General features: G+C 64.1%; 19 protein-coding genes. 7 read left to right on the forward strand and 12 right to left on the reverse strand.

Features of this window, described 5'->3' with window-relative positions; all coding sequences use genetic code 11:
- Nucleotides 1-31: 31 nt before the first annotated feature.
- Both nfuA and ACM62G_RS28430 read right to left on the reverse strand, forming a co-directional pair.
- Nucleotides 32-616 (reverse strand): Fe-S biogenesis protein NfuA, encoded by a 585-nt coding sequence (gene nfuA, locus ACM62G_RS28425; RefSeq protein WP_054058162.1) that lies wholly within the window; start codon nucleotides 614-616, stop codon nucleotides 32-34.
- 57 nt (nucleotides 617-673) lie between these two features.
- The gene (locus ACM62G_RS28430; protein ID WP_273820758.1) at nucleotides 674-1552 is read right to left on the reverse strand and encodes an EamA family transporter; all 879 of its coding nucleotides are present in this window, start codon (nucleotides 1550-1552) and stop codon (nucleotides 674-676) included.
- Nucleotides 1553-1673: 121 nt separating this feature from the next.
- Between ACM62G_RS28430 and ACM62G_RS28435 the strand changes: the two genes are divergently transcribed.
- Nucleotides 1674-2456, forward strand: a complete 783-nt coding sequence (locus tag ACM62G_RS28435; RefSeq protein WP_419736169.1) for a helix-turn-helix domain-containing protein — start codon at nucleotides 1674-1676, stop codon at nucleotides 2454-2456.
- On the opposite strand, the gene ACM62G_RS28440 is transcribed toward ACM62G_RS28435, so the two are convergent.
- A complete protein-coding gene (locus ACM62G_RS28440) occupies nucleotides 2441-4732 on the reverse strand; it encodes a fatty acid cis/trans isomerase (protein ID WP_054058165.1) in 2292 nt (763 codons plus the stop codon). The two genes, ACM62G_RS28435 and ACM62G_RS28440, sit on opposite strands and share 16 nt — an antisense overlap.
- A gap of 155 nt (nucleotides 4733-4887) precedes the next feature.
- Between ACM62G_RS28440 and metH the strand changes: the two genes are divergently transcribed.
- The 4 genes from metH (at nucleotide 4888) to ACM62G_RS28460 (ending at nucleotide 11623) form a co-directional block, all read left to right on the forward strand.
- Entirely contained in the window at nucleotides 4888-8598 is a 3711-nt protein-coding gene (gene metH, locus ACM62G_RS28445) for a methionine synthase (protein WP_419736170.1), read from the forward strand.
- A gap of 131 nt (nucleotides 8599-8729) precedes the next feature.
- Nucleotides 8730-8948, forward strand: coding sequence for a DUF2970 domain-containing protein (locus ACM62G_RS28450; protein WP_273820755.1), 219 nt, complete (start codon nucleotides 8730-8732; stop codon nucleotides 8946-8948).
- A 538-nt stretch (nucleotides 8949-9486) separates the two neighbouring features.
- On the forward strand, nucleotides 9487-11145 hold the full coding sequence (locus ACM62G_RS28455) for a nitrite/sulfite reductase (protein WP_419736171.1): 1659 nt from the start codon (nucleotides 9487-9489) through the stop codon (nucleotides 11143-11145).
- On the forward strand, nucleotides 11129-11623 hold the full coding sequence (locus ACM62G_RS28460; protein WP_054058169.1) for a DUF934 domain-containing protein: 495 nt from the start codon (nucleotides 11129-11131) through the stop codon (nucleotides 11621-11623). Before ACM62G_RS28455 ends, ACM62G_RS28460 begins: the two co-directional genes overlap by 17 nt.
- Nucleotides 11624-11768: 145 nt before the next feature.
- Here ACM62G_RS28460 and ACM62G_RS28465 read toward each other — a convergent pair whose 3' ends face one another.
- The 3 genes from ACM62G_RS28465 to sohB form a co-directional block, all read right to left on the reverse strand.
- On the reverse strand, nucleotides 11769-15788 hold the full coding sequence (locus ACM62G_RS28465; RefSeq protein WP_419736172.1) for an NEL-type E3 ubiquitin ligase domain-containing protein: 4020 nt from the start codon (nucleotides 15786-15788) through the stop codon (nucleotides 11769-11771).
- Nucleotides 15704-16597 (reverse strand): dermonecrotic toxin domain-containing protein, encoded by an 894-nt coding sequence (locus ACM62G_RS28470; protein WP_419736173.1) that lies wholly within the window; start codon nucleotides 16595-16597, stop codon nucleotides 15704-15706. Before ACM62G_RS28470 ends, ACM62G_RS28465 begins: the two co-directional genes overlap by 85 nt.
- Before the next feature lie 126 nt (nucleotides 16598-16723).
- A complete protein-coding gene (gene sohB / locus ACM62G_RS28475) occupies nucleotides 16724-17755 on the reverse strand; it encodes a protease SohB (protein ID WP_273820752.1) in 1032 nt (343 codons plus the stop codon).
- A 207-nt stretch (nucleotides 17756-17962) separates the two neighbouring features.
- Between sohB and ACM62G_RS28480 the strand changes: the two genes are divergently transcribed.
- Both ACM62G_RS28480 and ACM62G_RS28485 read left to right on the forward strand, forming a co-directional pair.
- On the forward strand, nucleotides 17963-18673 hold the full coding sequence (locus tag ACM62G_RS28480) for a histidine phosphatase family protein (protein WP_419736174.1): 711 nt from the start codon (nucleotides 17963-17965) through the stop codon (nucleotides 18671-18673).
- 57 nt (nucleotides 18674-18730) lie between these two features.
- Nucleotides 18731-19045, forward strand: a complete 315-nt coding sequence (locus tag ACM62G_RS28485; RefSeq protein WP_419736175.1) for an SCP2 sterol-binding domain-containing protein — start codon at nucleotides 18731-18733, stop codon at nucleotides 19043-19045.
- 79 nt (nucleotides 19046-19124) lie between these two features.
- Here ACM62G_RS28485 and ACM62G_RS28490 read toward each other — a convergent pair whose 3' ends face one another.
- The 6 genes from ACM62G_RS28490 to ACM62G_RS28515 are packed head-to-tail and all read right to left on the reverse strand — an operon-like array spanning nucleotide 19125 to nucleotide 25344.
- Nucleotides 19125-20660 (reverse strand): ABC transporter substrate-binding protein, encoded by a 1536-nt coding sequence (locus ACM62G_RS28490; protein WP_419736176.1) that lies wholly within the window; start codon nucleotides 20658-20660, stop codon nucleotides 19125-19127.
- Nucleotides 20657-21670, reverse strand: a complete 1014-nt coding sequence (locus ACM62G_RS28495; RefSeq protein ID WP_419736177.1) for an ABC transporter ATP-binding protein — start codon at nucleotides 21668-21670, stop codon at nucleotides 20657-20659. Before ACM62G_RS28495 ends, ACM62G_RS28490 begins: the two co-directional genes overlap by 4 nt.
- Complete coding sequence (locus tag ACM62G_RS28500; protein WP_419736178.1) at nucleotides 21667-22656, reverse strand: ABC transporter ATP-binding protein; 990 nt, start codon at nucleotides 22654-22656, stop codon at nucleotides 21667-21669. Before ACM62G_RS28500 ends, ACM62G_RS28495 begins: the two co-directional genes overlap by 4 nt.
- Nucleotides 22653-23510 (reverse strand): ABC transporter permease, encoded by an 858-nt coding sequence (locus tag ACM62G_RS28505; RefSeq protein WP_419736179.1) that lies wholly within the window; start codon nucleotides 23508-23510, stop codon nucleotides 22653-22655. Before ACM62G_RS28505 ends, ACM62G_RS28500 begins: the two co-directional genes overlap by 4 nt.
- Nucleotides 23507-24454: an ABC transporter permease gene (locus ACM62G_RS28510; protein WP_419736180.1), complete on the reverse strand. Its 948-nt coding sequence runs from the start codon at nucleotides 24452-24454 to the stop codon at nucleotides 23507-23509. The genes ACM62G_RS28505 and ACM62G_RS28510 overlap by 4 nt, the downstream gene beginning before the upstream one ends.
- Nucleotides 24451-25344 carry a proline iminopeptidase-family hydrolase gene (locus ACM62G_RS28515; RefSeq protein ID WP_273820746.1) on the reverse strand — a complete coding sequence of 298 codons (894 nt, stop codon included), beginning with the start codon at nucleotides 25342-25344 and terminating at the stop codon, nucleotides 24451-24453. Before ACM62G_RS28515 ends, ACM62G_RS28510 begins: the two co-directional genes overlap by 4 nt.
- Nucleotides 25345-25435: the final 91 nt, after the last annotated feature.

Consider the following 25435-nt stretch of genomic DNA (forward strand, 5'->3'; position numbering starts at 1 on the left):
ACTCAAGGCAGCGAACGCCCTGCTACCGGACTCAGTAGTAGGCGTTTTCTTTCTGCGTATGGTCGGTCACATCACGCACACCCTTGAGCTCGGGCACGCGCTCGAGCAAGGTGCGCTCGATCCCTTCCTTCAAGGTCACGTCCGCCTGGCCGCAGCCCTGGCAACCGCCACCGAACTGCAGCACGGCGATGCCGTCGTCGACCACGTCGATCAGGCTGACCTGGCCGCCGTGGCTGGCCAGCCCCGGGTTGATCTCGGTTTGCAGGTAGTAGTTGATGCGCTCGTTGATCGGGCTGTCGGCATTGACCATCGGCACCTTGGCGTTCGGCGCCTTGATGGTCAGCTGGCCGCCCATGCGGTCGGTGGCGTAGTCGACCACCGCGTCATCGAGGAACGCCTCGCTGAACGAATCGATCCAGGCGGTGAAACTTTTCAGGCCCAGCGCGGTGTCTTCCGGTTTTTCCTCGCCCGGCTTGCAGTAGGCAATGCAGGTCTCGGCGTACTGGGTGCCCGGCTGGGTAATGAAGATGCGGATGCCGATCCCTGGAGTGTTCTGCTTCGACAGCAGGTCCGCCAGATAATCGTGGGCGGCATCGGTAATGGTTATGGCGCTCATGGAATCTCCTCACAGATTGCTGTCAGTCTACGCCAAATCGCGCCACTCGACAAAGTCCTAGTATTTTTGTCGGAAAAGCATCGAGACCCCATTCGTCGAGCCGACCAGCAGCGCCGAGAAAATCAGTGCGCTCGCCAGCCAACCCGCCGGACTTGGCCAGACCCCCAGCAGCAGGATCGAGCCGAGAATGCCAAAGACCGGAATCAGCAATGACAGCGGCGCCACCCGGGACAACGGGTACTCGCGCAACAGCAGGTTCCAGCCCCAGTAGCTCAGGTGCGTGGCACCATACACCTGAAACGCCAGCGAGCCCAGCAGGCCGGCGCCGATCTGCCCCGGCAGTTCGACGAAGGGTGTCACGCCGCCCCGGAGCCAGGCCAGCAGCAACAGTGGCAACGGTGCGAACAGGCTGGCCCAGAGGACAAAGGCAAACACCTCCTTGACCCGTGACAGCTTGATCAGCACGTTGCCCAGGCTCCAGGCCACGGCGCTCAATACCACCAGCAGCAAGCCGGCCCTGCTCGCCCCCACCGGGCTGCCGAACAGCACGCAGGCCAACCCCAGGGCCGCCAACAGCGCGCCGACGAGTTGGGACGCTTTCAGCGTCTCGCGAAACAGCAGCACGCCCCAGCCCAGGGTAAAGAAGGCGCTGGTCTGGATCAGCAACGAAGCCGTCCCCGGCGGCACTCCCAGGCTGATGCCGAAGTTGATCAGGCCCCACATGGCAACGCCGAAAATCATTCCGTAGGCGGCTATCCAGCCCATGGCCACCTGCGGACGGCGGATGAAAAACACCCCCGGCAGCGCCGCCAGGGTGAAACGTAGCGCGGTCAGCAGCAAGGGATCGACCCGCGCCAGGCCGAGCTTGGTGACAGGGAAATTCAGGCCCCAGACCGCCGTGACCAGCACGGCGAGCAACAGGTGTTTTTTCTGCATGGCAAACCATCCGGATAATCAGTTCCGGGCTACTTTGCCCGCAGGTGCAATGGCCCGCTTGCGGCTCAAGGCCAGATAAGGATAAAAATGGGCCAAAGATCAACCCCTGCCCCTTTATCCCATGCCCGACTTCTACCCAAGCAGCGCCCAGGACGTCATCGTCACCCGTCATGACTACCGTGACGGCCAGCGATTCGACTCGCACCGCCACGAACGCGGCCAGTTCGCCTATGCCGGGTGTGGCGTGATCACCGTATTCACCGACGACGGTGACTGGGTGGTGCCGCCAGGACGCGCCGTCTGGGTGCCTGCGGACCTGCCGCACGCCATGTGCATGCGCGGCCCGGTGACCATGCTCAACGCCTATGTTCTGGCCGAAACCGGGCAACGCCTGGCACTGGCCGGGCAGTGCCAGGTCCTGGAGGTTTCCGAACTGCTGCGCCAGTTGCTGGCACAGGCGGCCGAGGTTGGCAGCAACGGCAGCTGCAATGAGCGTGACAGCTACCTGCTGGGCCTGCTGCTCCACGAGATGGCCCGGATGCCCCGGCTGGCACTGAACGCGCCGCTGCCCCGGGAGCCTCGCCTGGCGCGGATCTGCCGCCGCCTGCTGGACCAGCCCTCACTGGAGGTCGCCATCGACGACATGGCCCGTGACGCCGGCATGAGCCGCCGCACCTTCACCCGACTGTTCCGCCAGCATACCGGGGTCAGCTTTGTCGAATGGCGCCAGCAGGCCTGCCTGCTGGCGGCGGTGGTGCGCCTGGGCAACGGTGAAGCCGTGACCCGGGTCGCCCTGGAGCTGGGCTACAGCAGCCCTGGCGCCTTTGCCACGGTCTTTCGGCGGGCGCTGGGGGCGTCCCCCAGCCGCTACTTTCAGCAGGACACGCCCTACAGGTTCTCGTAGCGGTTCATGTCCAGCACACCGGCATTCACCGGGTCGGTTTCCTTGAGGTACGTCGTCAGGTCATGGAAATAGAACCAGAACTGCGGGTGGCTGCGACGAATGCCCCAGCGCTGGACGATCTGCTCGAACGCCGCCGCATCCCGGGCCTGCTCCATGGCATCGACGAACGCGGTCACCTGCTCGGCCGGCACGTTGAACATGAAGTTCGGATAGCTGCTCAATACGCCGGGGTAGATGGTCACGGTATCCAGGCCCGGCTGGTAGCGGTAGGCCTCGCCGAGCATGAATGCGACGTTACTGTGGGCCCGGTTGCGCAGCAGGCTGTAGACCTCGCGTTTGCCGCCACGGGTCTCGACGCGCAGCATCGTCGCCTCCGGCAGTTGGTCGATCACCTTGAGCCCAGCCGCCGGGCGCGAAGCCAGCCGGCTCAGGGACTGTTCGGCCTCCTGCAGCGCCGGGTCGATATTGGGCCGCGAGCAGTAGGCGCCGTCACAACGGTTGATCGGGTCCGGGTGGACGTTGAGATCGCCGTAGCGCGCCAGCAACTGCCTGGCAAAGTCGAGTTTCGGGTCCTTGCCATGGAGCTTCAGCGCGCTCGGCTTGCTGTCGTCGATACGCTCGTAATCCAGCCACATCTTGATCTTGCCGCTGTTCTGGTACCAATCGTCGAGATAGCCATCGCGCGAATCCGCCGGCATCAGACGCAGGAAGTTCTGCTCGGCGCCGTTGCGGATGAGGTCGAAGTACAGCCGGGTCTGGGCCTGGTGCGAAACGTTGCCGAACACGTCGAAGTTCACCGCCAACTGATAGTAGGTGCGCTCCAGCAGCGGATAGTCGAACAGCCACAGGGTCTGCGGGACTTCGCCGATCAGCCCCTTGCTGACCGTGGCGCTGTCGAAATGCCGGAAAATGCTCAGCAAGGCGTTGTCATTGCCGGCCCACAGGCTCGACCAACTGGGCGCCGGCACGGCGGCATAGGCTTCGGTGCGCAGCGACTCGTATTCGTTGCGCTTGTCCCGGTAGGCCAGCCACAGGCTCAGCACGCTGCCGACATCGTCGTTCTGCCCGGGCATCGCCAGCAGCGGCGTGGCCTTGCCCCGATAGCTCGGGTCGGTGATGTACAGATCATGCTCCGGCGCCTGGAAGAGCGCCCAGAAGTTGTCACGGATCACGTCGGTTGCAATCTGCCCCCGGCAGACCGGCCCGCGGATGAAGGTGTCGACGAAATACTCGGCATTGTCGAGCATGAACTGGTAGCGCGCCGCGGCCGGGATCGCCTCGAAGGTCTCGAACGGATTGGCCCGGCGCTGCGGGCCATAGCCCGGCAAGGCGCTGACCTGCCAGTTGCCGCTGTAGAACAGGGTCTTGATCCGCGCCATCTTCGCCGCGTTGAGGGCATAGGTGATGTGGGTCTTGTGGACGATCGCCCCCTGCACCGGCCACAGGCGGTAGTAGACCTGGGTGCCGGGATCGTCATTGGGGCGCCGGGTGTTGATCAGGTCGATCGGCTGGCCGCTGGGCGTACGCGAACGCACCCACTGGTAGAAGTGCCCGGATTCGCCGCCATCGAAATAGATGTGGGCCAGGAACCAGTGCTCGTACAGCCAGCGCGCCACCAGGCTTTCCCGGGCGCCCGGGGCGTTGAGCAGGTTTTCCCACTGGCTGATCTGCTGCGCCTCGCGGGCCGTCGGCGCCAGCGGCTGGGCATCCATCGGCGCACCGAGCGCCAGCCAGGCGCGCAGGGTCTGGTACTGGCGGTCGGTCAGGCCGGTCACCGCCAGCGGCATGCCTTCCCGGGGGTGGGCACTGGCATAACCGTCGAACTCCTCGGGCAACGGGCACAGGTTCTGCCGGTTCAGGCCCAGCACGATGTCGTCCGGCAATTTGGCATTGGGCTGCAACGGCGTGCGGTGCCCCAGTTCCAGCATGCGCGCCATCAGCGCCGCCTGGCTGCCCTGGGCATCGAGCACCGAATAGAACTTCTTCTGGCGCCACTGCAACGGGGTCTGCGCATCGATATACAGACGTGTCGGCTTGAGCGCCTTGCTGCGGTCGCCATCATAGACCGGCAGCTTCGACGCCCCCCGCGCCGCGCCCTCGGCGCTGCCCAGGTTGAGCTGGCAGGCGGAGTCGTAGCAGGCGTGGCAGGCCACGCACTTCTCGGTGAAGATCGGTTGTATATCACGGGTGTAGGAAATCGCAGGGGCCGGGCTTTGCGCCTGAGTGACACTGCTGAATAGCAGCAGTAAGAAAACACTGACAAAGCGATGCGACATATCCCTGGTCCTGGAAGTAAAAAAACGCGCTGATTCTACCCTGTCGCCAAGGTTTCAACATGAGCGATTTTCATGGAAAAGCCCGACATGCTCTCAAAGCGTACAGCTTTGCTATCATCGCGGCTCTTTTTGTATCCGTCTTTCCAGGTAGTCCCATGTCCGACCGCAGCGCTCGCCTCAACGCTCTCCAGCAGGCCCTCAAAGAACGCATCCTGATTCTTGATGGCGGCATGGGCACCATGATCCAGAGCTACAAGCTCGAGGAGCAGGACTATCGCGGCAAGCGCTTCGCCGACTGGCCGAGCGACGTGAAGGGCAACAACGACCTGCTGGTCATCACCCGTCCGGATGTGATCGGTTCGATCGAGAAAGCCTACCTGGATGCCGGTGCCGACATCCTGGAGACCAACACCTTCAACGCCACCCGCGTCTCCCAGGCCGACTACGGCATGGAAGAGCTGGTCTACGAACTGAACGTTGAAGGGGCGCGCCTGGCCCGACAGGTGGCCGACGCGAAAACCCTGGAAACCCCGGACCGGCCACGCTTCGTCGCCGGCGTCCTCGGCCCGACCAGCCGTACCTGCTCGCTGTCGCCGGACGTGAACAACCCCGGCTACCGCAACGTCACCTTCGACGAACTGGTGGAAAACTACACCGAGGCCACCCGTGGCCTGATCGAAGGCGGCTCGGACCTGATCCTGATCGAAACCATCTTCGACACTCTCAACGCCAAGGCGGCGATATTCGCCGTACAGGGTGTCTTCGAGGAACTGGGCTTCGAACTGCCGATCATGATCTCCGGGACCATCACCGATGCCTCCGGCCGTACCCTGTCGGGCCAGACCACCGAAGCATTCTGGAACTCCGTGGCCCACGCCAAGCCGATCTCCGTCGGCCTGAACTGCGCCCTCGGCGCCAGCGAACTGCGCCCTTACCTGGAAGAGCTGTCGGACAAGGCCAGCACCCACGTCTCCGCCCACCCCAACGCCGGCCTGCCGAACGAATTCGGCGAGTACGACGAGTTGCCCGAGGCAATGGCCAAGGTGGTCGAGGAATTCGCCCAGAGCGGCTTCCTGAACATCGTCGGCGGCTGCTGCGGCACCACTCCGGCGCATATCGCGGCGATCGCCCAGGCGGTCTCGGCGTATGCGCCGCGAGTGATCCCGGACATTCCCAAGGCCTGTCGCCTGTCCGGCCTGGAGCCGTTCACCATCGATCGTCAGTCGTTGTTCGTCAACGTCGGCGAGCGGACCAACATCACCGGTTCCGCCAAGTTCGCCCGGCTGATCCGCGAGGAGAACTACACCGAAGCCCTCGAAGTCGCCCTGCAGCAGGTGGAAGCCGGCGCCCAGGTGATCGACATCAACATGGACGAGGGCATGCTCGACTCGAAGAAGGCGATGGTCACCTTCCTCAACCTGATTGCCAGCGAGCCGGATATCTCCCGCGTGCCGATCATGATCGACTCCTCCAAGTGGGACGTGATCGAGGCCGGCCTCAAGTGCATCCAGGGCAAGGGCATCGTCAACTCCATCAGCATGAAGGAAGGCATCGAGCAGTTCATTCATCACGCCAGGCTGTGCAAGCGCTACGGCGCCGCCGTGGTGGTGATGGCCTTCGACGAGGTCGGCCAGGCCGATACCGAGGCGCGCAAGAAGGAAATCTGCAAGCGCTCCTATGACATCCTGGTCAATGAAGTGGGCTTCCCGCCGGAAGACATCATCTTCGACCCGAACATCTTCGCCGTTGCCACCGGCATCGAGGAACACAACAACTACGCGGTCGACTTCATCAACGCCTGCGCCTACATCCGCGACGAGCTGCCCTATGCCCTGAGCAGCGGCGGCGTGTCCAACGTGTCGTTCTCGTTCCGCGGCAACAACCCGGTGCGCGAGGCGATCCACTCGGTGTTCCTGCTGTACGCGATCCGCGCCGGCCTGACCATGGGTATCGTCAACGCCGGCCAGCTGGAGATCTACGACCAGATCCCGCTGGAGTTGCGCAACGCGGTGGAGGACGTGATCCTCAACCGCACGCCGGAAGGCACCGACGCCCTGCTCGCCATCGCCGACCAGTACAAGGGCGACGGCGCCGCCAAGGAAGCCGAAACCGAGGAGTGGCGCGGCTGGGACGTCAACAAGCGCCTGGAGCACGCCCTGGTCAAGGGCATCACCACCCATATCGTCGAGGACACCGAGGAATCGCGCCTGTCCTTCGCCCGCCCGATCGAAGTCATCGAAGGCCCGCTGATGGCCGGCATGAACATCGTTGGCGACCTGTTCGGCGCCGGCAAGATGTTCCTGCCCCAGGTGGTCAAGTCCGCCCGGGTGATGAAGCAGGCGGTGGCGCACCTGATTCCGTTCATCGAACTGGAGAAAGGCGACAAACCGGAAGCCAAGGGCAAGATCCTGATGGCCACGGTCAAGGGCGACGTGCACGACATCGGCAAGAACATCGTCGGCGTGGTGCTGGGCTGCAACGGCTACGACATCGTCGACCTCGGCGTGATGGTCCCGGCGGAGAAGATCCTGCAGGTGGCCCGCGAAGAAAAATGCGACATCATCGGCCTGTCCGGGCTGATCACCCCGTCGCTGGACGAAATGGTCCACGTGGCTCGGGAAATGCAGCGCCAGGACTTCCACCTGCCACTGATGATCGGCGGCGCGACCACCTCCAAGGCGCACACCGCGGTGAAGATCGAACCGCGCTACAGCAACGACGCGGTGGTCTACGTGACCGACGCCTCACGTGCCGTCGGCGTGGCCACCCAACTGCTGTCCAAGGAGCTCAAGGCCGGTTTCGTCCAGCGCACCCGCGAGGAATACATCGAGGTCCGCGAGCGTACCGCCAACCGCAGCGCCCGCACCGAACGCCTGAGCTACGCCGCCTCGATCGCGAAGAAGCCGCAGTTCGACTGGAGCGGGTACCAGCCGGTCAAACCGACCTTCACCGGCACCCGCGTACTGGACAATATCGACCTGCGCACCCTGGCCGAGTACATCGACTGGACGCCGTTCTTCATCTCCTGGGACCTGGCCGGCAAGTTCCCGCGCATCCTCGAGGATGAAGTGGTCGGCGAAGCGGCCACCGCGCTGTACAAGGACGCCCGGGAGATGCTCGACAAGCTGATCGACGAGAAGCTGATCAGCGCCCGTGCCGTGTTCGGCTTCTGGCCGGCCAACCAGGTACAGGACGACGACATCCAGCTGTACGGTGACGAGGGTCAGCCTCTGGCCAGGCTGCATCATCTGCGCCAGCAGACCATCAAGACCGACGGAAAACCGAACTTCTCCCTGGCCGACTTCGTCGCACCACAGGGCAGCGGCCTCACCGACTACGTCGGCGGTTTCATCACCACCGCCGGCATCGGCGCCGAGGAAGTCGCCAAGGCCTACCAGGACAAGGGCGACGACTACAACTCGATCATGGTCAAGGCCCTCGCCGACCGCCTGGCCGAGGCCTGCGCCGAGTGGCTGCACGAACAGGTGCGCAAGGAGCACTGGGGTTATGCCAAGGACGAACAACTGGACAACGAGGCGCTGATCAAGGAGCAGTACAGCGGGATCCGCCCTGCCCCCGGCTATCCGGCCTGCCCGGATCACACCGAGAAGGCCACCCTGTTCAGCCTGCTGGACCCCGAGGCCAGCGAAGGCAAGGCCGGTCGCAGCGGCGTGTTCCTCACCGAGCACTACGCGATGTTCCCGGCGGCGGCGGTCAGCGGCTGGTACTTCGCCCATCCGCAGGCACAGTATTTCGCCGTGGGCAAGGTCGACAAGGACCAGATCGAAAGCTACACCGCGCGCAAGGGCCAGGACCTGGCCGTCAGCGAGCGCTGGCTGGCACCGAACCTGGGTTACGACAACTGACGCGATTCGCGGGCAAGCCCGGCTCCTGCAGTTACCTCCACGTTCGCGCGTGGGCAGGTCTCACCGCACGCCCGGCGACCACCGCGGAAATTGTCTATGCTCTCCACACACAGAACTGTGTGGAGGGCTTTATGGACGACCCTATCAATAACAAGCCACCGACCTTCTGGCAGATGCTGCACAGTGTGATGGCGGCGGCGTTCGGCGTTCAGAGCGGGAAAAACCGGGCGCGCGACTTCACCCACGGCAAGCCCAGCCATTTCGTGATCCTGGGCATCCTGTTCACCGCCGTGTTCGCCTTGACCCTACTGGGTATCGTCAAGCTGGTGTTGCACTTCGCCGGCGTCTGATGCACACGAGAATTCACGGTTCCCCGCTCCTTCGGGGAACCGCGTGCTGCTGCATCTGGCTACACCCCTTTCATTCCTGAGCCCCACAACAGACTGCACACAGACCCGGGAACAACGTCTGGCTCAGGCCAGGCCAAACGGCCCGATCACTGATGACTGACCCAGAACACCGCCGTGACCACCACCAGGATGATCAGGAACAGGATGGCCCAGGCATCGACCGCGCTGTCGCTTTTCCTTGTCTTGGTTGGATTGCTCATCGCATCGCCTCTTGTAGATTTTGTCGGTGATTGCTCGAAGACTCATCGACAGTTAAGACCACAATTGTCCCCACCACAACCAAGGGCTTTGCGGCTTCGCGGAGCATATCGATTTTGGTTATGTTCATATTCAAAAACATCATTTTTGCACATAACCGCAAACTGCTATCTTTCGCCGGCTCCCCCTGGGAGTGCGCGGCCGTGCGCGCGGAATTGTTCAGGTCTGGCGACGGTGTCTTGCCCTCGACAGACCTATAAAGCCTGAAAACAGGATCAATATGTACGTATACGACGAGTACGATCAGCGAATCATCGAGGACCGCGTCAAGCAGTTCCGTGATCAGACCCGACGCTATCTGGCGGGCGAACTGAGCGAAGAAGAGTTCCGCCCCCTGCGCCTGCAAAATGGCCTCTACATCCAGCGCTTCGCGCCGATGCTGCGGGTCGCCGTGCCCTACGGCCAACTGAGTTCGCGCCAGACGCGGATGATGGCCAGGATCGCCCGCGACTATGACAAGGGCTACGCCCACATCAGTACCCGGCAGAATATCCAGTTCAACTGGCCGGCGCTGGAAGACGTTCCGGATATCCTCGAGGAACTCGCCACCGTGCAGATGCACGCGATCCAGACCAGTGGCAACTGCCTGCGCAACGTCACCACCGACCAGTTCGCCGGCGTCGCCGCCGACGAGCTGATCGACCCGCGCCCCTGGTGCGAAATCGTCCGCCAGTGGACCACCTTCCACCCGGAATTCGCCTACCTGCCGCGCAAGTTCAAGATCGCCATCAACGGCTCGAGTTCCGACCGTGCGGCCATCGAAGTCCATGATATCGGCCTGGAAGCGGTGTACAACGCCGCCGGCGAGCTGGGCTTCCGGGTCCTGGTCGGCGGTGGCCTGGGCCGTACCCCGGTGGTCGGTGCCTTCATCAACGAGTTCCTGCCGTGGCAGGACCTGCTGAGCTACCTCGACGCCATCCTGCGTGTGTACAACCGCTATGGCCGTCGTGACAACAAGTACAAGGCGCGGATCAAGATCCTGGTCAAGGCCCTGACCCCGGAAGTCTTCGCCGAGAAGGTCGAGGCCGAGATGGTCCACCTGCGTGGCGGCCAGACCACCCTGACCGAAGCCGAAGTGCAGCGGATCGCCAAACACTTCGTCGGCCCCGACTACAAGGTGCTGCAAGACCAGGCTGCCGAACTGGCGGCACTGGACCAGCAGCACCCGGGCTTTGCCCGCTGGCGCGTGCGCAACACCCTCGCGCACAAGAAGCCGGGTTATGTCGCCGTGACCCTGTCGCTGAAGCCGACCGGCGTTGCCCCGGGCGATGTCACCGACAAGCAGTTCGACGCGATCTCCGATCTCGCCGACCGCTACAGCTTCGGCCAGTTGCGCACCTCCCACGAGCAGAACATCATTCTCGCCGACGTCGAGCAGAGCAAGCTGTTCGAACTGTGGGGTGAACTGCGCGAATACGGTTTCGCCACGCCGAACATCGGCCTGCTGACCGATATCATCTGCTGCCCGGGCGGCGACTTCTGCTCCCTGGCGAACGCCAAGTCGATCCCGATCGCTGAGTCCATCCAGCGCCGTTTCGACGACCTGGACTACCTGTTCGACATCGGCGAACTGGACCTGAACATCTCCGGCTGCATGAACGCCTGCGGCCACCACCACGTCGGCCATATCGGCATTCTCGGGGTGGACAAGAAAGGTGAAGAGTTCTACCAGGTTTCCCTCGGCGGCAGCGCCAGCCGCGACGCCAGCCTGGGCAAGATCCTCGGCCCGTCCTTCGCCCAGGACGACATGCCCGACGTGATCTCGAAGCTGATCGACGTGTACGTGGAACAGCGTACCGAAGACGAGCGCTTCATCGACACCTACCAACGTATCGGCATCGACCTCTTCAAGGAACGCGTCTATGCAGCGAATCATTAAGAACAACCAGGTGGTCGACGAGACCTGGCACCTGCTGCCCAAGGACGCGACCCTCGACGGCATCACCAACTGCGACGACCTGATCGTCCCGCTGGCCCTGTGGCGCGACCACGGCCACGCCCTCAAGGCCCGCGACGGCGGCCTGGGTGTGTGGCTGGACGCCGACGAGGAAGCCGAGGAAATCGGCGACGACGTCAAGCACTTCCAGGTGATCGCCTTGAACTTCCCGGCCTTCACCGATGGGCGCAACTACTCCAACGCCCGCCTGCTGCGCGACCGCTACGGTTTCAAGGGTGAACTGCGGGCGATCGGCGACGTGCTGCGCGACCAGCTGTTCTACCTGCATCGCTGCGGGTTCGATGCCTTTGCCCTGCGTGCCGACAAGGACCCGTATGAAGCCCTGGAAAGTCTCAAGGACTTCTCGGTGACCTACCAGGCCGCCACCGACGAACCGCTGCCGCTGTTCCGTCGTCGCTGAAACGCTGTGGTCCGGGCTCGCCAGAGCCCGGGCCCGGTCGCTCCACGGCAAAAGCCGAAACGCTTGATCGATTTGAATGTTGCGGTGCTCTTATCCGCGAAAGCGCCCTCAAGACCGCCAGAAGCTTCGCGGGCAAGTCCGGCATCTACAATTGCCCCTGCGGCGTCCTTTGCAGTATCTCTCCGGTCAGTTTCTCCAGTTCCCTGCCCTGCTCTTCACGCCAGGCCTTGAGCTGGTCCCCCATCTGCGCCTCCAGTTCGATATCGATGAACTCATGCCACGCCGGGTCCTGGCGACTGGTACGCCGGGCATCGAGTGCCTGCACTGCGGCCTGGTACCGGCTGTTGATCGCCTCGAAGCGCTCGGGATAGCGGGCCTTGAGATGGTCACTCCAGAACTCGCGCGCGGCCAACGAGCGGAGGTAGTCCGGGCCCTTTTCCCGTTCGAGCACCTTGAGGCAGGCGGCATCCAGCACCGGCTGCGGGACCCGGGCCAACTCGGTGAAGGTCATGTGGGCCGGCTGCCCCGGCAGGCCGAGCCGGTTGGCCAGGCCAATCCGGTAGGCCAGCCGGACCTCCAGTGGGTCGACGTGGGTACCCGGCAGCCTGAGGCGTGCCTCGACATCGGCCTGCGCCAGGGCCTCGACCTCATCCAGGCGCCACAGCCCCCTGGCCAGCTTCAACAGATTCGCCTCGGTGAGGGCCGGACTGTCGTCAGACATGACCCTGGCCTGGAACACCAGGGTCCGAACTTCCAGGTCACTGAAGATCAGTTCCGCACCATCGGAGCAGGTCTGCGGCTGGGACGCCGTCACGAACAGTTCTTCGCGCAGATGGGTGTACTGGCTCGCCGCATCCAGCACCTGCCAGACCCGCCCGCTCAGCGCTGCCCGTGCCTCGCGGTACTCGGCCGTGGCGGCCAGGTCGGCCAGCAGGCGGAAAAAGTCGCCGGCCCCCTGCTCGCGGAACAGCGCCCGCCATTGCTGCTCTTTCAGTGCCTCCTGCCCCCGGGACAGACCCACGGTCCAGCGATCGTAGGCCTGCTGCGACGGTGTTCGGCGAAGGGTGTGCGCACGACGCCGGGCCGGCGTATCGATGCCGAAGTTGATCCCGGTCTGCTGTTCATAACGCTGCAGGCGCTCCATCTGCACCGTCGACAGCCGCGGGTTGTCGTGCAGATGAATCACCCGGTTGGTGGCGACCGGATTGGCGTAGACCGACTCGGGAATCGTCACGATCAGGTTGTCGCGCAGGTCCAGCATCTGCAAGCGGTGCAACAGGCCCAGGCCCGTGGGCCACTCCTCGATGTGGGTATGGCGCAACAGCAGGTGTTCCAACGCGGGCATACCGCTGACATCCGGCGGCAACACCAGCGGATTGTTCGAGAGGTTCAGGAACCTGAGCCTGGTCAACCGCCCCAGGACCCCGCGGACCTGGGTGTTCATCACGATCTGATTGCCTGGCAGATGCAGATGCACCAGTTCGGACATTTCCGCCAACGCTGCCGGCAAGCCGTCGAGGTGATTGAACCCCATCGACAACCAGCGCAACTGCCGAAAGTGCGTCAGAAACGACAGTTCGCTACTGCTGAGGCCCATGTCGTTCATGAATAGAAAACCCACGTGACTGAAATCGGCGGTGAGCGGCGGCAGGTCGCCGACGCGCATGCCCAGCAGGTCCAGTTCATGGAAATGGCGTCCGCCCAGCAGGTTGCGTGGTGATTGCCGACGCCAGCAGGCCAGGATAGCCTCCGCCACCCGCTGCTTGTTGTCCATGGCCACGGGGGCCACCTGCAGGCTGCCGCGAACCCGGCGCCAGGTCTGGCGCTGTACCCAGCTGTCCAGTGTGGCGGACAAGGTTTCATATTCCTCGCGCCGCCGCTCGAGCTCGATCAGGCAGGCCGGTTCGGAAAGATCGAGCGACGTGATGAACGTTCTCACTTCATCGGCGGAAAAACCCGGGTACAGGTCCCGTACCCGCTGGCTCAGGCGTTCGGAGTCACCGACAACGGCACCAACGTCGCTCAACGGGTAGCCAATACGTCCCGAGGCCAGGCGCATCGGCGGCTTGAAGCGCTGACTGTACGGTGCCAGGCCCAGAATGCGCTGGCCGCTCTGCGAATCGACGGTGACCCGGCGGACAATCTGGTCCCGAAGCCAGGTGCCATTGACCGTCGCTCCAGAGCCGAGGCTATCGCGCGCCGACTGCGGCAAGGCCAGCGCCAGGGCGTCGAAGATATCCTGTGCCGTCCCCAGGATCAGCCCTTCGCCATCGAGGGCCGTGTATTGGTGACCGACCTTGAGCAGCACACGAAGGGTCGTGGCCTGCGCCGCGCCCACCGCCTCGACCGCCTCACTGATGATCCGCTGCCGGCGCAGCTCCAGGCGCAGGTTCTTCGGCCAACCGGGCAACAATTCAAGAGCATGCAACGCCAGGCGATCGGCCTGGGGCTCTTCATTGCTGGCCAGATACCAGCTTTCACAGACCCGATTGAGCTTGAGCTGCTTGAGGTACCAGCGAATCTCCTCGACCAGACGCAACGGAATCCGTTCGCTCATCTGCTCCAGCTCGGCACCGTTGGCCTGGCTGATCAGTTCCTCGGCGATGCTCCTGGGCAGCCCGGGAAAGCTGTCGAGCATACGCCTTTCGAGCGCGTTGTCGGTCATTTCGCTGACCTCGTACAAGGTATCGAACAACCACTGTCGGCGCTGGGCCGCCGCCTGTCGAAGGCGTAGCGCCAGTACCCTGGCACGCTCGGCCCGGTCCGGCAGGGTGCTGCCCAGCAGCTCCAGGCGTTCGGTTTCGCTCAGCATGCCCAGGGACAGGTTCAGCATATCGCCCGACTTGAGTTGCGACTCGCTGATCTGCAACGACGAGAATTGCTCCGAAGTACGCAGGCCATACTCTTGCAGTATGTCGCCCTCGGCATTGAACAAATGGATAACGCGGTTTTCCGGCCAACCCGGCAATGATGTCAGCACCCGCAGTTGCAGATCACCCTGCTCCAGGGTCCGTATCCGGGCACCCGACGCATCGGCAATGAATTGCTCGATGGCCTGGTCGATTCGGAAACGCTTGAGGGTATCGAGCAGCAACGCTGGCGGGCGCTGATTGTCCACCAGGCTGCGGCGCAGGGCGGGCACCTCGCTGCCGTACAACTGCCGGACCTGCTGCAGGATCCGTTCACCCAGCCCGGCAACCGGCCGCCCCAGGCGCTGGAACAGTTGCATCGCCGACCACTGCGCCGGCCGCGCATGCAGTGTCTGCCAGGTGCCCATGCCATTGTGCCGCAGGGCCGGGGCATGGAAAGCCTCACCGCCTGGATGTTCGATTCGCCAACACAGGCGCTGGCGGTCATAGCCCACCACGTAGAGCTTGCCCTCCAGGGGCAGGTAATGATTGCCCTCGAACGGATAGAGCCCGGTTTCGTCGGGCATCGTGCCCTCCGGCAGCCGGATGCCCCGCTCGTAGGGCGCCAGGTCGGGGCTCCACAAGCGGGTGCGTCCGCCGACCTCGACCGGAATCAGCGAGTCGACCAGAGGTGATACCTTGATCGACTTGAACAGCGCCCGGCCGCCACCGATGACCAGTGCTCCGGCCGCGAACAGCGCGACATTCTCCGCCACATCCATCAGGTAACCGAGGGCTTCGTGCCTTTGCCCCAGGTGCCAGGCCTCCAGGCCGTTATAGACGTCCGTGACCAGTTGCACCACGGTCGCCGCCAGGATCACCTCGCCGATCACCGGCACGAACGACAGGGCCAGGGTCAGCAGGCTCAGCCCGGCCTGGAGGTAGGCATCCAGCCTGGCCTGTCGCACCCGGGCATCGACATCGGCCGTGGCCACCACCAACTGCCGTGCATGAGCCTTGATCTGCTGGTAGCGCTGCTGGTGCAGACTCTCGAACAGGTCACCCTCGATCCGGATCTCACTCAACGTCACATGACGAGGGGTGACGCCCGTGGGCGGGCGGCCATAGCGCCTGAACGCGATTCGACCGTGAATGGTGGCCAGGAAACGCAAACGCTGTTCTTCGACGATAAAACGGCTGAAGAAGCGCAGGTAGTCGGGATCCTGCAGCTTCAGGGCCAGGTCCTGCTCAAGAGAGAAGAAGCTGCTGTAGCGCTTGAGGGGGCCAGGGGATCCCCGGGAATATAGGCGATGCAAGGGGCGACCGCGTCGCTCGAGAGTTGTGCCCCGATCACCACCCAGCCGAAGGACTCGATGTCGAACAGGTTCATCCGGCTGTAATGAACCCTGGCCCCTTCCAGCTTCAGGTCGGTTTCTCCATTGGCCAGGCGTATCAACAGATCATGCACCGTCGAGGTGATCGCCCCTTTCATGCAGGCGATATCGGCGCTGACCCTCAGCGCACGCTTGTCATAGTCGAGAAAACGCCGATTGACCGAGCCCGGAGCGCGGTCGGCGGGTTTGAAGACATTGTCGATATGCGCCTGGTAATGCCTGCCGAGGTCCAGGCCGCGGCAGATTCCGGCGAAGACCTCCGGCGCGAGCACCGCCCTCCGGCCGGGTATGCGACCGGGCAGCCTGATGATCCCCCTGCCCTTGAGCGCGCCCGGCTCGGTCTCGCCAGCCTCGAAATTCTGCAGGGCCGCGCCCAGCAGCGTCTGGCGCTGTACGAAGGAATAGAGCCTGCTTTCGAAGATACTCAGCAGGTAGGTCTCGTCGATCCTGATGAACTCGGTGTGGTCCACCTCCAGAGCGGTATTGAGATGTTTCTCCAGTGCCGCGAGCAACAACGGTCGGCAGAACTGCTCGATACCCTGCAACTGCGCCAGGACCTGTTGCACTTCGTGCCTGGCGGTTTCCAGCGCCAGCAGGTGCTCGCGAAACGACTGACGCATGGCCGCACCGGCCTTGTACAGCCAACCGGGTAGCTTTTCCCTGACCGTATCGAAATGCACCCCTAACCCTGCCGACGCGGCATTGTCGACGGTGGAACCTGTTTCTGCCATGAGCCTCGTCCTGAAAATCCATTGAAGGCTCCAGCGTATTGACGGGACAACGACAGGGAGGGGTATTTATCGCTGGCCCCCTGGCCGCTGGCGACAGGAGGCGCCAGCGGCCAGGGAGCGGAAGGGTTACCAGAAACGCTGGCGGGTCAGGCGATTCCAGCCGTTGAGCAGCACCCGCTCGAACGAGGCGCTGGCGGCCAGGCCGACACGCTCCTGCAGGCTCTTGCGCTCGGCATAGTGCAGATGGAACAGTTCGGCGCTCTTGGCGCGTTCGGCCAGGTATTCGTCACTGGTGCGCAGTTCGTCGACCAATTGCTTGTCCAGCGCGGCAATGCCCAGCCAGACCTCGCCGGTCGCCACGTCGTCGATCGCCAGTTGCGGGCGATAACGGGCGACGAAGTTCTTGAACAGTTGATGGGTGATGTCCAGATCCTGCTGGAACTTCTCCCGGCCCTTGTCGGTGTTCTCGCCGAACACCGTCAGGGTGCGCTTGTATTCGCCGGCGGTCAGCACCTCGAAGTCGATGTCGTGCTTCTTCAGCAGCTTGTTGACGTTGGGCAGTTGCGCCACCACGCCGATGGAACCGAGGACGGCGAACGGCGCGCTGATGATCTTGTCGCCAATGCACGCCATCATATAGCCACCACTGGCCGCCACCTTGTCGATGCACACGGTCAGGGGCACCCCGGCCTGGCGGATACGCGCCAGTTGCGAGGCGGCCAGGCCGTAGCTGTGGACCATGCCGCCGCCGCTTTCCAGGCGCAGCACCACTTCGTCCTTCGGCGTGGCCAGGCTGAGCAACGCGGTGATTTCATGGCGCAGGCTCTCGGTGGCACTGGCTTTGACGTCACCATCGAAGTCCAGCACGAATACCCGGGACTTGGCCTGGGGCTGTTTCTTCTGCTTCTTCTGTTTCTTGTCGTCCTTGCCCTGTTCCTTGCGCAGCGCCTTGAGCTGCTCCTTGTCCAGTAGCGTCTGCTCCAGGCGTTCGCGCAGGCCCTTGTAGAATTCGTTCAGCTTGCTGACCTGCAACTGGCCCGCGGACCGGCGCCGGCCCTTGCTGCGCAACGAAGCCGCGACCACCAGCACCACGATGATCGCGATGACCAGGGTGACGGTCTTGGCCAGAAAACTGGCGTATTCGGAGAGAAACTCCACGATAGCTCCTTAAAAAATCCAGACAGCCCCGGTTCCGGCGGCTTGACGCCCCAAGCATACCGTCGGGACAGCCCTGCGGCCAGCCGCCGTCACCGCGCGATACAAGTCTCTAACAGACATTTCAAACGAGCGTATGTTTTTTCATTGACAGGCTTCCGGCATCCTCATAACCTCGCCAGAACATCAACGTACCGGGATGACGCGGACGTGGGCAGCATCTATCTGATTCGACATGGCCAGGCCTCCTTCGGCGCGGACGACTACGACGTCCTCTCGCCGACCGGCGTGCGCCAGGCGCAAGTCCTCGGCCAGCACCTGGCCGAGCTGGGCCTGAGTTTCGATCGTTGCCTGGCCGGCGACCTGCGTCGCCAGCAGCACACCGCGGAGCTGGCCCTGGAGCAGTTCGCCCGGGTCGGCATGCCGGTGCCGCCGCTGGAGATCGATGCCGCCTTCAACGAGTTCGATGCCGACGCGGTGATCCGCGCGCTGCTGCCGGCCATGCTGCCGGACGAACCCGAGGCTCTGCATATCCTGCGCAACGCCGCGCAGAACCGTGGCGAGTTCCAGCGCATCTTCGCCCTGATCATCGCGCGCTGGCTCGACGGCAGCCACGACCCGGCGGGCCTGGAAAGCTGGCTGGGTTTCGTCGAGCGGGTCAATGGCGGCCTGCAGCGGATCCTGGAACGCGCCGACAACACTCAGAAGATTGCCGTGTTCACTTCCGGCGGGACCATCACCGCCCTGCTCCACCTGATCACCCAAGTTCCCGCCAGGCAGGCTTTCGAGCTTAACTGGCAGATCGTCAACACCTCGCTCAACCAGCTCAAGTTCCGTGGTCGCGAGGTGGCCCTGGCTTCCTTCAACAGTCAGACCCACTTGCAACTGCTGAAGGCGCCGGAACTCATCACCTTCCGCTGAGAGCCGGCCAACCGTGACCCTTGGGGTCGCTGTAATCACCCATAAAAGGATCGAACCATGACCGCTGTAGCCAAAGCCGTAGAAGCGATGAAAGCCAAGTTCAAACCAGAAGCCGCTGCCGGCCTGGACGTTGTCTTCGGTTTCCGTATCGATGAAACCCAGCACTTCTCGCTGATCGTCAAGGATAAAACCTGCGAATTGAAGGAAGGCGAAAACCCGGACGCCAACGTGACCCTGGTGACCGACAGCGAAACCATGCAGGGCATCGTCAGCGGCGACACCGACGGCATGCAGGCCTTCATGAGCGGCAAGCTGCGCGTCGAGGGCGACATGATGCTGTCGATGAAGCTGAGCGAGCTGTTCCCGGCCTGATACCGGCAGCGTAGCGCTTGAACGCAAAAGCCAGGGATTTCCCTGGCTTTTGCTTTTTTACCGCTCCGACATTCGCCGATCAGTTGCTGGCGAGCTTGTCGTCCTTCTTCACCGTCTCTTCCAGCGAGAAGCGGCCCAGCGGGTTCTGTTGGAAGTTCTCGATGTTCCTGCGCGAGATGTTGATGTAGGGGCTGTAGTACAGGTCGATCCAGTTGACATCGGCCTTGGCCATCTTCTGCAGGTCGACGTACATCTGCTGGCGCTTGGCCGGATCGCTCTCGATACGTGCCGCCGCCACCAGTTCCTTGACCTTCTCGTTGCGGTAGCCGGTCATGTAGTTGTTGTTGGTGTCGTGACCGAGGACGAAGGTGGTCTTCTGGTCGGCATCGAGGATGTCGTTGGTCCAGTACATCACCGAGAGGTCATAGGCGCCGTCGATCAGCATCTGCCAGCTCTGGGTCGGGTCGACCTTCTGCAGGTTGGCGGTGACGCCGACCTTGGCCAGTTGCTGCTGGACCATGACCGCGATCTGCTCGTCCGCCTCGTTGCCGGCGTTGACCACATAGTTGAGCTTGAGGTCCTTGACGCCCGCCTCGGCCAGCAGCTTTTTCGCCTTCTCGGGGTCATACGGGCGCTGCAGGTTGTCCGCGTAGTGGTACTGACCGCCCTTGGGGATGTAGGAATAGGCCACGGTGCCCTTGCCGAAGGTCACGGTATTGACCAGCGATTTCTTGTCGATGGCGTAGTCCAGCGCCTCACGCACCTGCTGCTTGGCCAGATCGCCGTGGGCGTGGTTGATCAGCAGGTGGTCCTCACGGGTCGACGGATCGAGGTGAACCACCAGGTTCTTGTCTTTCTGCAGGGCATCGACCCGCGAGAACGGCACGAAAATCGCCGAATCCAGCTCACCGGCCTGGACCTTCAGCATCCGCGTGTTGTCATCCGGAATGGAGATCCACTCCACGCCATCCAGGCTGACGTTGGCGGCATGCCAGAAGTCCGGGTTCTTCTCAAGCACCACGCGATCGCCACGGATCCATTCCTTGACGGCGAAAGCCCCGGAGACCACCGGCTTCTCCGCATAGGCGTCTTCGCCCATCGTCTCGATGGCCTTCTGCGACAGCACCGAGGCGGTCGGCGAAGCCAATTGCGAAACGAAGGGGGTCGATGGGGTCTTGAGGGTCACCACCAGGGTCTGCGGGTCCCTGGCTTCGGCCTTGTCGATCAGCTTGAACGAATCGCTCCACAGCGAGGCCTTGTTGTCACGGATGCGCAGCAGGCTGAAGGCCGCATCGCCGGCGGTGATCGGCGAACCGTCGGAGAACTTCGCCGCGCGCAGCTTGAAGGTGTAGGTCAGACCATCCGGCGAGACCGACCAGGACTGCGCCAGGCCGGGCTGCAGCTCGGTGCCGGCCTTGTCGACCCGCACCAGGGTGTCGTAGACGTTGGCGAACACCCAGGTATCGCGGTTCTGCGCACTCTTGATGGGATCGAAGGTGGTGCTGTCCTCCCGGCAACCGATGGTCAGCACGCCCGCGGCCTGCGCCACGCCCGCCGCCAGCGAGCAGACGGCCAGGGCGGCCGCGCTCAACAGTCTGAAGTGCCTGGATCTCATGCGTATAACTCCCTGTTAATCGAGGTTGGGGTTGGGGTTTGCGACAACGGTTGCTCGAGCACGCAGCTGTAACGCTGGTGTTCGAGCTGATGGGTGGGCGGCCGGGCCTCGGCACAGGCGGGCCGGGCCTGCCGGCAGCGCGGATGAAAGGCGCAACCGCTCGGGGTCTGCAGCGGGCTCGGCGGCTCGCCGGGCAAGGGTTCGACGGGCAGGCGGCGTTCGGGGTCGATATCGGGGATCGAGTCGATCAGGGCCGCGGTATACGGATGGCGCGGCGCACCGAACACCGCCTCGACATTGCCCTGCTCGACGATCTGCCCCAGGTACATCACCGCCACCCGGTCGCACAGGCGCCGGACGATCGCCAGGTCGTGGGCGATGAACAGGATCGACAGATTCAGGCGCTGGCGCAGCTCCAGCAGCAGGTTGACGATCTGCCCCTGGATCGACACATCGAGCGCCGCCACGCATTCGTCGGCGACGATAAGCCGCGGTTCCACCGCCAGGGCCCGGGCAATGCCGACCCGCTGGCACTGCCCGCCACTGAGGCTGCCCGGCTTGCGCCCGGCCAGCTCGGGGCGCAGGCCGACCAGGTCGAGCAGTTCCTCGACCCGCGCGGCGATCCGTGCGGGCGCCACCTTGCGCTGTACCCGCAGCACTTCGGCGAGGGTCTCGCCGATGCTCAGGCGCGGATTGAGCGCGGCATAAGGGTCCTGGAAGATCATCGCGGTCTCGCGACGCAGTCGCTCCAGCTCGATGGCACCGCCCCGGGCGACGTCGACACCGTCGAACAGCACCTGGCCAGAGGCGATATCGTTCAGGCGCAGGATCGCCCGGCCAAGGCTGCTCTTGCCGCTGCCGGACTCACCGACCAGACCCAGGGTCTCCCCCGCCGCCAGGCTCAGGGACACGCCATTGACCGCCCTCACCCATTGCCGACGCAGCCCCAGCAGGCCGCGGCCCTGGGCGGCGAAGCGCACGTGCAGATCCTTGACTTCGAGCAGGCTCATGGCTGACCTCCGACCCGCAACGGATAATGACAGGCGACCCGCTGCCCCTGGTCGAGGGCCCGCAGGTCCGGCAAGGTTTCACGGCAGTCGGTCGCGGCTTGCTGGCAGCGCGGATTGAAACGGCAACCCGCCGGCAAGTCGGCGAGCAACGGCGGCTGGCCGCCAATGGTGCGCAACGGCTCCTGGCTGGCGCCACCGGCCGGCTGGCAGGCCACCAACCCGGCGGTATAAGGATGCCGCGGGTACGCCAGCAGGTCCTGCTTGCGCCCATGCTCACAGAGGCGACCGGCATACATCACGGCGATCGAGTCGCAGGTCTGCGCCACCACACCCAGGTCGTGGGTGATCATGATCAGCGACAGGCCGCGCTGATCGCGCAAGTCCAGCAGCAGCCGCAGGATCTGCGCCTGCACCGTCACATCGAGGGCGGTGGTCGGCTCGTCGGCGATCAGCACCTTCGGCTCGCAACCGAGAGCCACGGCGATCATCGCCCGCTGGCGCATGCCACCGGAAAACTCGTGGGGGTAGTTGTCGACCCGGCGCTGCGGGTCGGGAATACCCACCTGGCGCAGCACCTCGATGGCCTGGGCCCGGGCCTCGCGGCGCGAGCACTGCTGGTGCTGGCGGATGCCTTCGGCGATCTGCTCGCCGATACGCATCAACGGATCGAGATGGCTGCCGGGGTTCTGGAACACCATGCCGATCTGCCGACCACGCATGGCTCGCATGCCCTTTTCGTCCAGCGCCAGCAGGTTCTGCCCGGCCAGACGCACGGCCTTGCCCTCGACACTCAGGCTGCCGGACGGCAACAGGCGCATCAGCGCCCGACAGGCCATGGTCTTGCCCGAACCGCTTTCCCCGACCAGGCCGAGGATCTCGCCCTCGCCCAGGTCAAAGGACAGACGGTCGACCAGGGTCAGGGGTACCGGGCCATTGTGGGCCACCACGCTGAGCTCCTGTACCTGCAACACCGGCGCACGACTCATGTCCGCTCCCCCATGGCTTCGGCGACACCGTCGGCCAGCAGGCTGAAGCCCATGGCGAGGGTGACGATGGCAATCCCCGGAAACGTGCAGATCCACCAGGCGCTGGTGATCAGGCTCTGCCCTTCGGCGACCATGGTGCCCCACTCCGCCGTCGGTGGCTGCACCCCCAGGCCGAGATAACTCACCGCCGCACCGTTGAGCAGCACCAGCACCGCATCGGACATGGCGAACACCACCGAACTGAACAGCGCATTGGGCAACAGGTGGCGGAACAGGATGCGCCCATGGCCGAAGCCCAGGCTCCTGGCCGCCAGGGCGAAATCGCTGTGCTTGAGAATCAGGATCTGCGAGCGGATCAGCCGTGCATAGGACACCCAGCCGACCAGGGCCATGGCGATGTAGAAGCTGGTGAGGCCCGGGCCGAGGATCGCCATGATCGCCAGCATCAGCACCAGGAACGGAAAGGCCAGGACGATATCGATCAGGCGCATGCAGAGGGTATCGAAGCGCCCCCCGATGTAGCCGCACAGGGCACCGACCACGGTGCCGATCAGGAACGGGAAGACCACCCCCAGCATCGCCAGTTGCAGGTCGACCCGGGCGCCCCAGATCACCCGCGACAGCACGTCGCGGCCGAAGTGATCGGTGCCGAACCAGTGCGCCGCGCTCGGCCCCAGCAGGCGCACCTCGGTGTCCTGCTGGATCGGATCGTAGGGCGCGATCCATGGCGCGAAGAGCGCCAGCAGCAGCCAGCCACCGAGAATCGCCAGGCCCAGGACCATCGCCAGCCGGCCGTTGCCCAGCCGCAGGCCGAGCAAGTTGCGCCGCAGTGTCATCGTCTGTGCGTTGCTCATCGGACGTTCACCCGCGGGTCGATCGCCACCGTGGCCACGTCGGCCAGAAAGTTCACCGCCACCGTCGCCAGGGCGAGGACCATCGCCACCCCCTGCACCACCATGTAGTCACGGCCGAAAATGCCGCGCACCAGCAACTGGCCGATACCGGGGATGGCGAACAGGCTCTCCACCACCACCGTGCTGCTGATCAGCCAGCCGATGTTCACCGCCAGCAGGTTGACCGTCGGCACCAGGGAATTGGGCAGCACATGCCGACGCAGGATCGCCGCTTCGGACAGGCCGCGGGCGCGGGCGGCGGTGACATGATCGGCCTGCAGTTCGGCCAGCATGCTGGCGCGCAGGTTGCGGATCAGCACCGAGGACAGCGCCAGGGCGATGGTCAGGCACGGCAGCGTCAAATGGTGCAGCTTGTCCAGCCAGGTGCGCCCGTAGCCGGTCACCGGGAACCAGCCCAGTTGCACGCTGAACACCAGGATCAGCATGATGCCCAGCCAGAACGCCGGCACTCCCAGGCCACTGGTGGTGAACACCCGCACCAGGTTGTCGGCCCAGCCGTCCTTGTGCCGCGCCGCCAGGGTCGCCAGCGGAATGGCGATCAACAGCGCCAGTAGCACGCTGCCCAGCACCAGTGTCAGAGTCGGCTCGATACGGGTGGCAATCAGCTTGAGCGTATCGACCCGATACTGGATCGACTGCCCCAGGTCGCCCTGCAACAGGTTCCGGAGGAAATAGAAGTACTGCAGCGGCAATGGCTGGTCGAGGCCGAACTGCGCCCGGACATTGGCCAGCGCCTGCGGCGTGGTGCGCGAGCCCAGCAGGGCCCGCGCCGGATCGCCGGGAATCGAGCGGATCAGCACGAAGGTCACCAGGCTGATACCGAACAGCACCGGCAGCAGCTGCAGCGGCCGGGTCAGGATGAAACGGTAGCGCTGCAGGTTCATGCAACGCCCCGGTGTCGCCGCAGGAAGTCGAGCAGGACCGGGAAGTAGGCCTGAGGCTCCTCGTAGAACGGCATGTGGCTGCTGTTGGGGAAGACATGCAGCTCGACATCGCGCAGCGACCGTTTCATCCGGTAGGCGCAGGCCGGGGTCAGTTCATCGTGCTGGCCGGTGGTGATCAGCACCGGCATCTCGAAGGCCTTCATTTCCTCGATGCGGTTCCAGTCCTTGAGGTTGCCGACATACAGGAACTCGTTGGGCCCCTGCATGGTTTCGTAGGGTTCCATGTTCCAGTCGCCCAGGGAGCGCCGCACCGGTGCCGGCCACTCGTCGAGACGGCACACGTGGCGGTAGTTGAGCAAGGTGATCGCCGCCTGGTACTGCGGGTGGTCGAACCGCCCTTCGGCTTCATGGCGCTGCATCATCGCCACGGTCTCGCTGCCCAGGGCGCTGCGCAGGCGTTCCAGTTCCAGGGTCAGGTGGGGGATGTCGCCGACGGTGTTTTCCAGCACCAGGCTCCTGAGGTGGCCGGGATGGTGGATCGCGTACTCGATCGCCAGCCAGCCGCCCCAGGAATGCCCGAGCAGGTGCACCCGCCCCAGCTCCAGGGCCTGGCGCACGTGTTCCACCTCGGCGACGTAGCGGGTGATATCCCACAGCGCCGGGTCGGTAGGACGGTCGGAGGCACCCGTGCCCAGCTGATCGAACGCCACCACCCGCAAGCCCTTTTCCTTCAGCCAGCCATGGGCGTCGCGCAGATAGTCGCACGGCAGGCCGGGGCCGCCGTTGAGACACAGCAGCACGTCGTCGCCGCTGCCGAAGCTGTAGACAACGATGTTGTGGCCATCGACTTCAAGGGTGTAACGCTGATCCGGTTCCAGCTCGTACCACATTGCCGCTCTCCCTGTTGCAGACCTTGTGGCCTGTCGGCTTCACCCTAACGGGTAATTTCCGAGCCCATAAGCTAGCAATTCTTATAGGTTT

Origin of the sequence: Pseudomonas sp. COR18 (genome assembly GCF_048568395.1) — a bacterium.
Lineage (GTDB): Bacteria > Pseudomonadota > Gammaproteobacteria > Pseudomonadales > Pseudomonadaceae > Aquipseudomonas > Aquipseudomonas fuscovaginae_B.

What these genes read in the sequence shown, in the direction of transcription:
- nfuA (WP_054058162.1), bottom strand. Translation starts at nt 616, where the DNA reads ATGAGCGCCATAACCATTACCGATGCCGCCCACGATTATCTGGCGGAC.
- ACM62G_RS28430 (WP_273820758.1), bottom strand. Translation starts at nt 1,552, where the DNA reads ATGCAGAAAAAACACCTGTTGCTCGCCGTGCTGGTCACGGCGGTCTGG.
- ACM62G_RS28435 (WP_419736169.1), top strand. Translation starts at nt 1,674, where the DNA reads ATGCCCGACTTCTACCCAAGCAGCGCCCAGGACGTCATCGTCACCCGT.
- ACM62G_RS28440 (WP_054058165.1), bottom strand. Translation starts at nt 4,732, where the DNA reads ATGTCGCATCGCTTTGTCAGTGTTTTCTTACTGCTGCTATTCAGCAGT.
- metH (WP_419736170.1), top strand. Translation starts at nt 4,888, where the DNA reads ATGTCCGACCGCAGCGCTCGCCTCAACGCTCTCCAGCAGGCCCTCAAA.
- ACM62G_RS28450 (WP_273820755.1), top strand. Translation starts at nt 8,730, where the DNA reads ATGGACGACCCTATCAATAACAAGCCACCGACCTTCTGGCAGATGCTG.
- ACM62G_RS28455 (WP_419736171.1), top strand. Translation starts at nt 9,487, where the DNA reads ATGTACGTATACGACGAGTACGATCAGCGAATCATCGAGGACCGCGTC.
- ACM62G_RS28460 (WP_054058169.1), top strand. Translation starts at nt 11,129, where the DNA reads ATGCAGCGAATCATTAAGAACAACCAGGTGGTCGACGAGACCTGGCAC.
- ACM62G_RS28470 (WP_419736173.1), bottom strand. Translation starts at nt 16,597, where the DNA reads ATGGCAGAAACAGGTTCCACCGTCGACAATGCCGCGTCGGCAGGGTTA.
- ACM62G_RS28485 (WP_419736175.1), top strand. Translation starts at nt 18,731, where the DNA reads ATGACCGCTGTAGCCAAAGCCGTAGAAGCGATGAAAGCCAAGTTCAAA.
- ACM62G_RS28490 (WP_419736176.1), bottom strand. Translation starts at nt 20,660, where the DNA reads ATGAGATCCAGGCACTTCAGACTGTTGAGCGCGGCCGCCCTGGCCGTC.
- ACM62G_RS28495 (WP_419736177.1), bottom strand. Translation starts at nt 21,670, where the DNA reads ATGAGCCTGCTCGAAGTCAAGGATCTGCACGTGCGCTTCGCCGCCCAG.
- ACM62G_RS28500 (WP_419736178.1), bottom strand. Translation starts at nt 22,656, where the DNA reads ATGAGTCGTGCGCCGGTGTTGCAGGTACAGGAGCTCAGCGTGGTGGCC.
- ACM62G_RS28505 (WP_419736179.1), bottom strand. Translation starts at nt 23,510, where the DNA reads ATGAGCAACGCACAGACGATGACACTGCGGCGCAACTTGCTCGGCCTG.
- ACM62G_RS28510 (WP_419736180.1), bottom strand. Translation starts at nt 24,454, where the DNA reads ATGAACCTGCAGCGCTACCGTTTCATCCTGACCCGGCCGCTGCAGCTG.
- ACM62G_RS28515 (WP_273820746.1), bottom strand. Translation starts at nt 25,344, where the DNA reads ATGTGGTACGAGCTGGAACCGGATCAGCGTTACACCCTTGAAGTCGAT.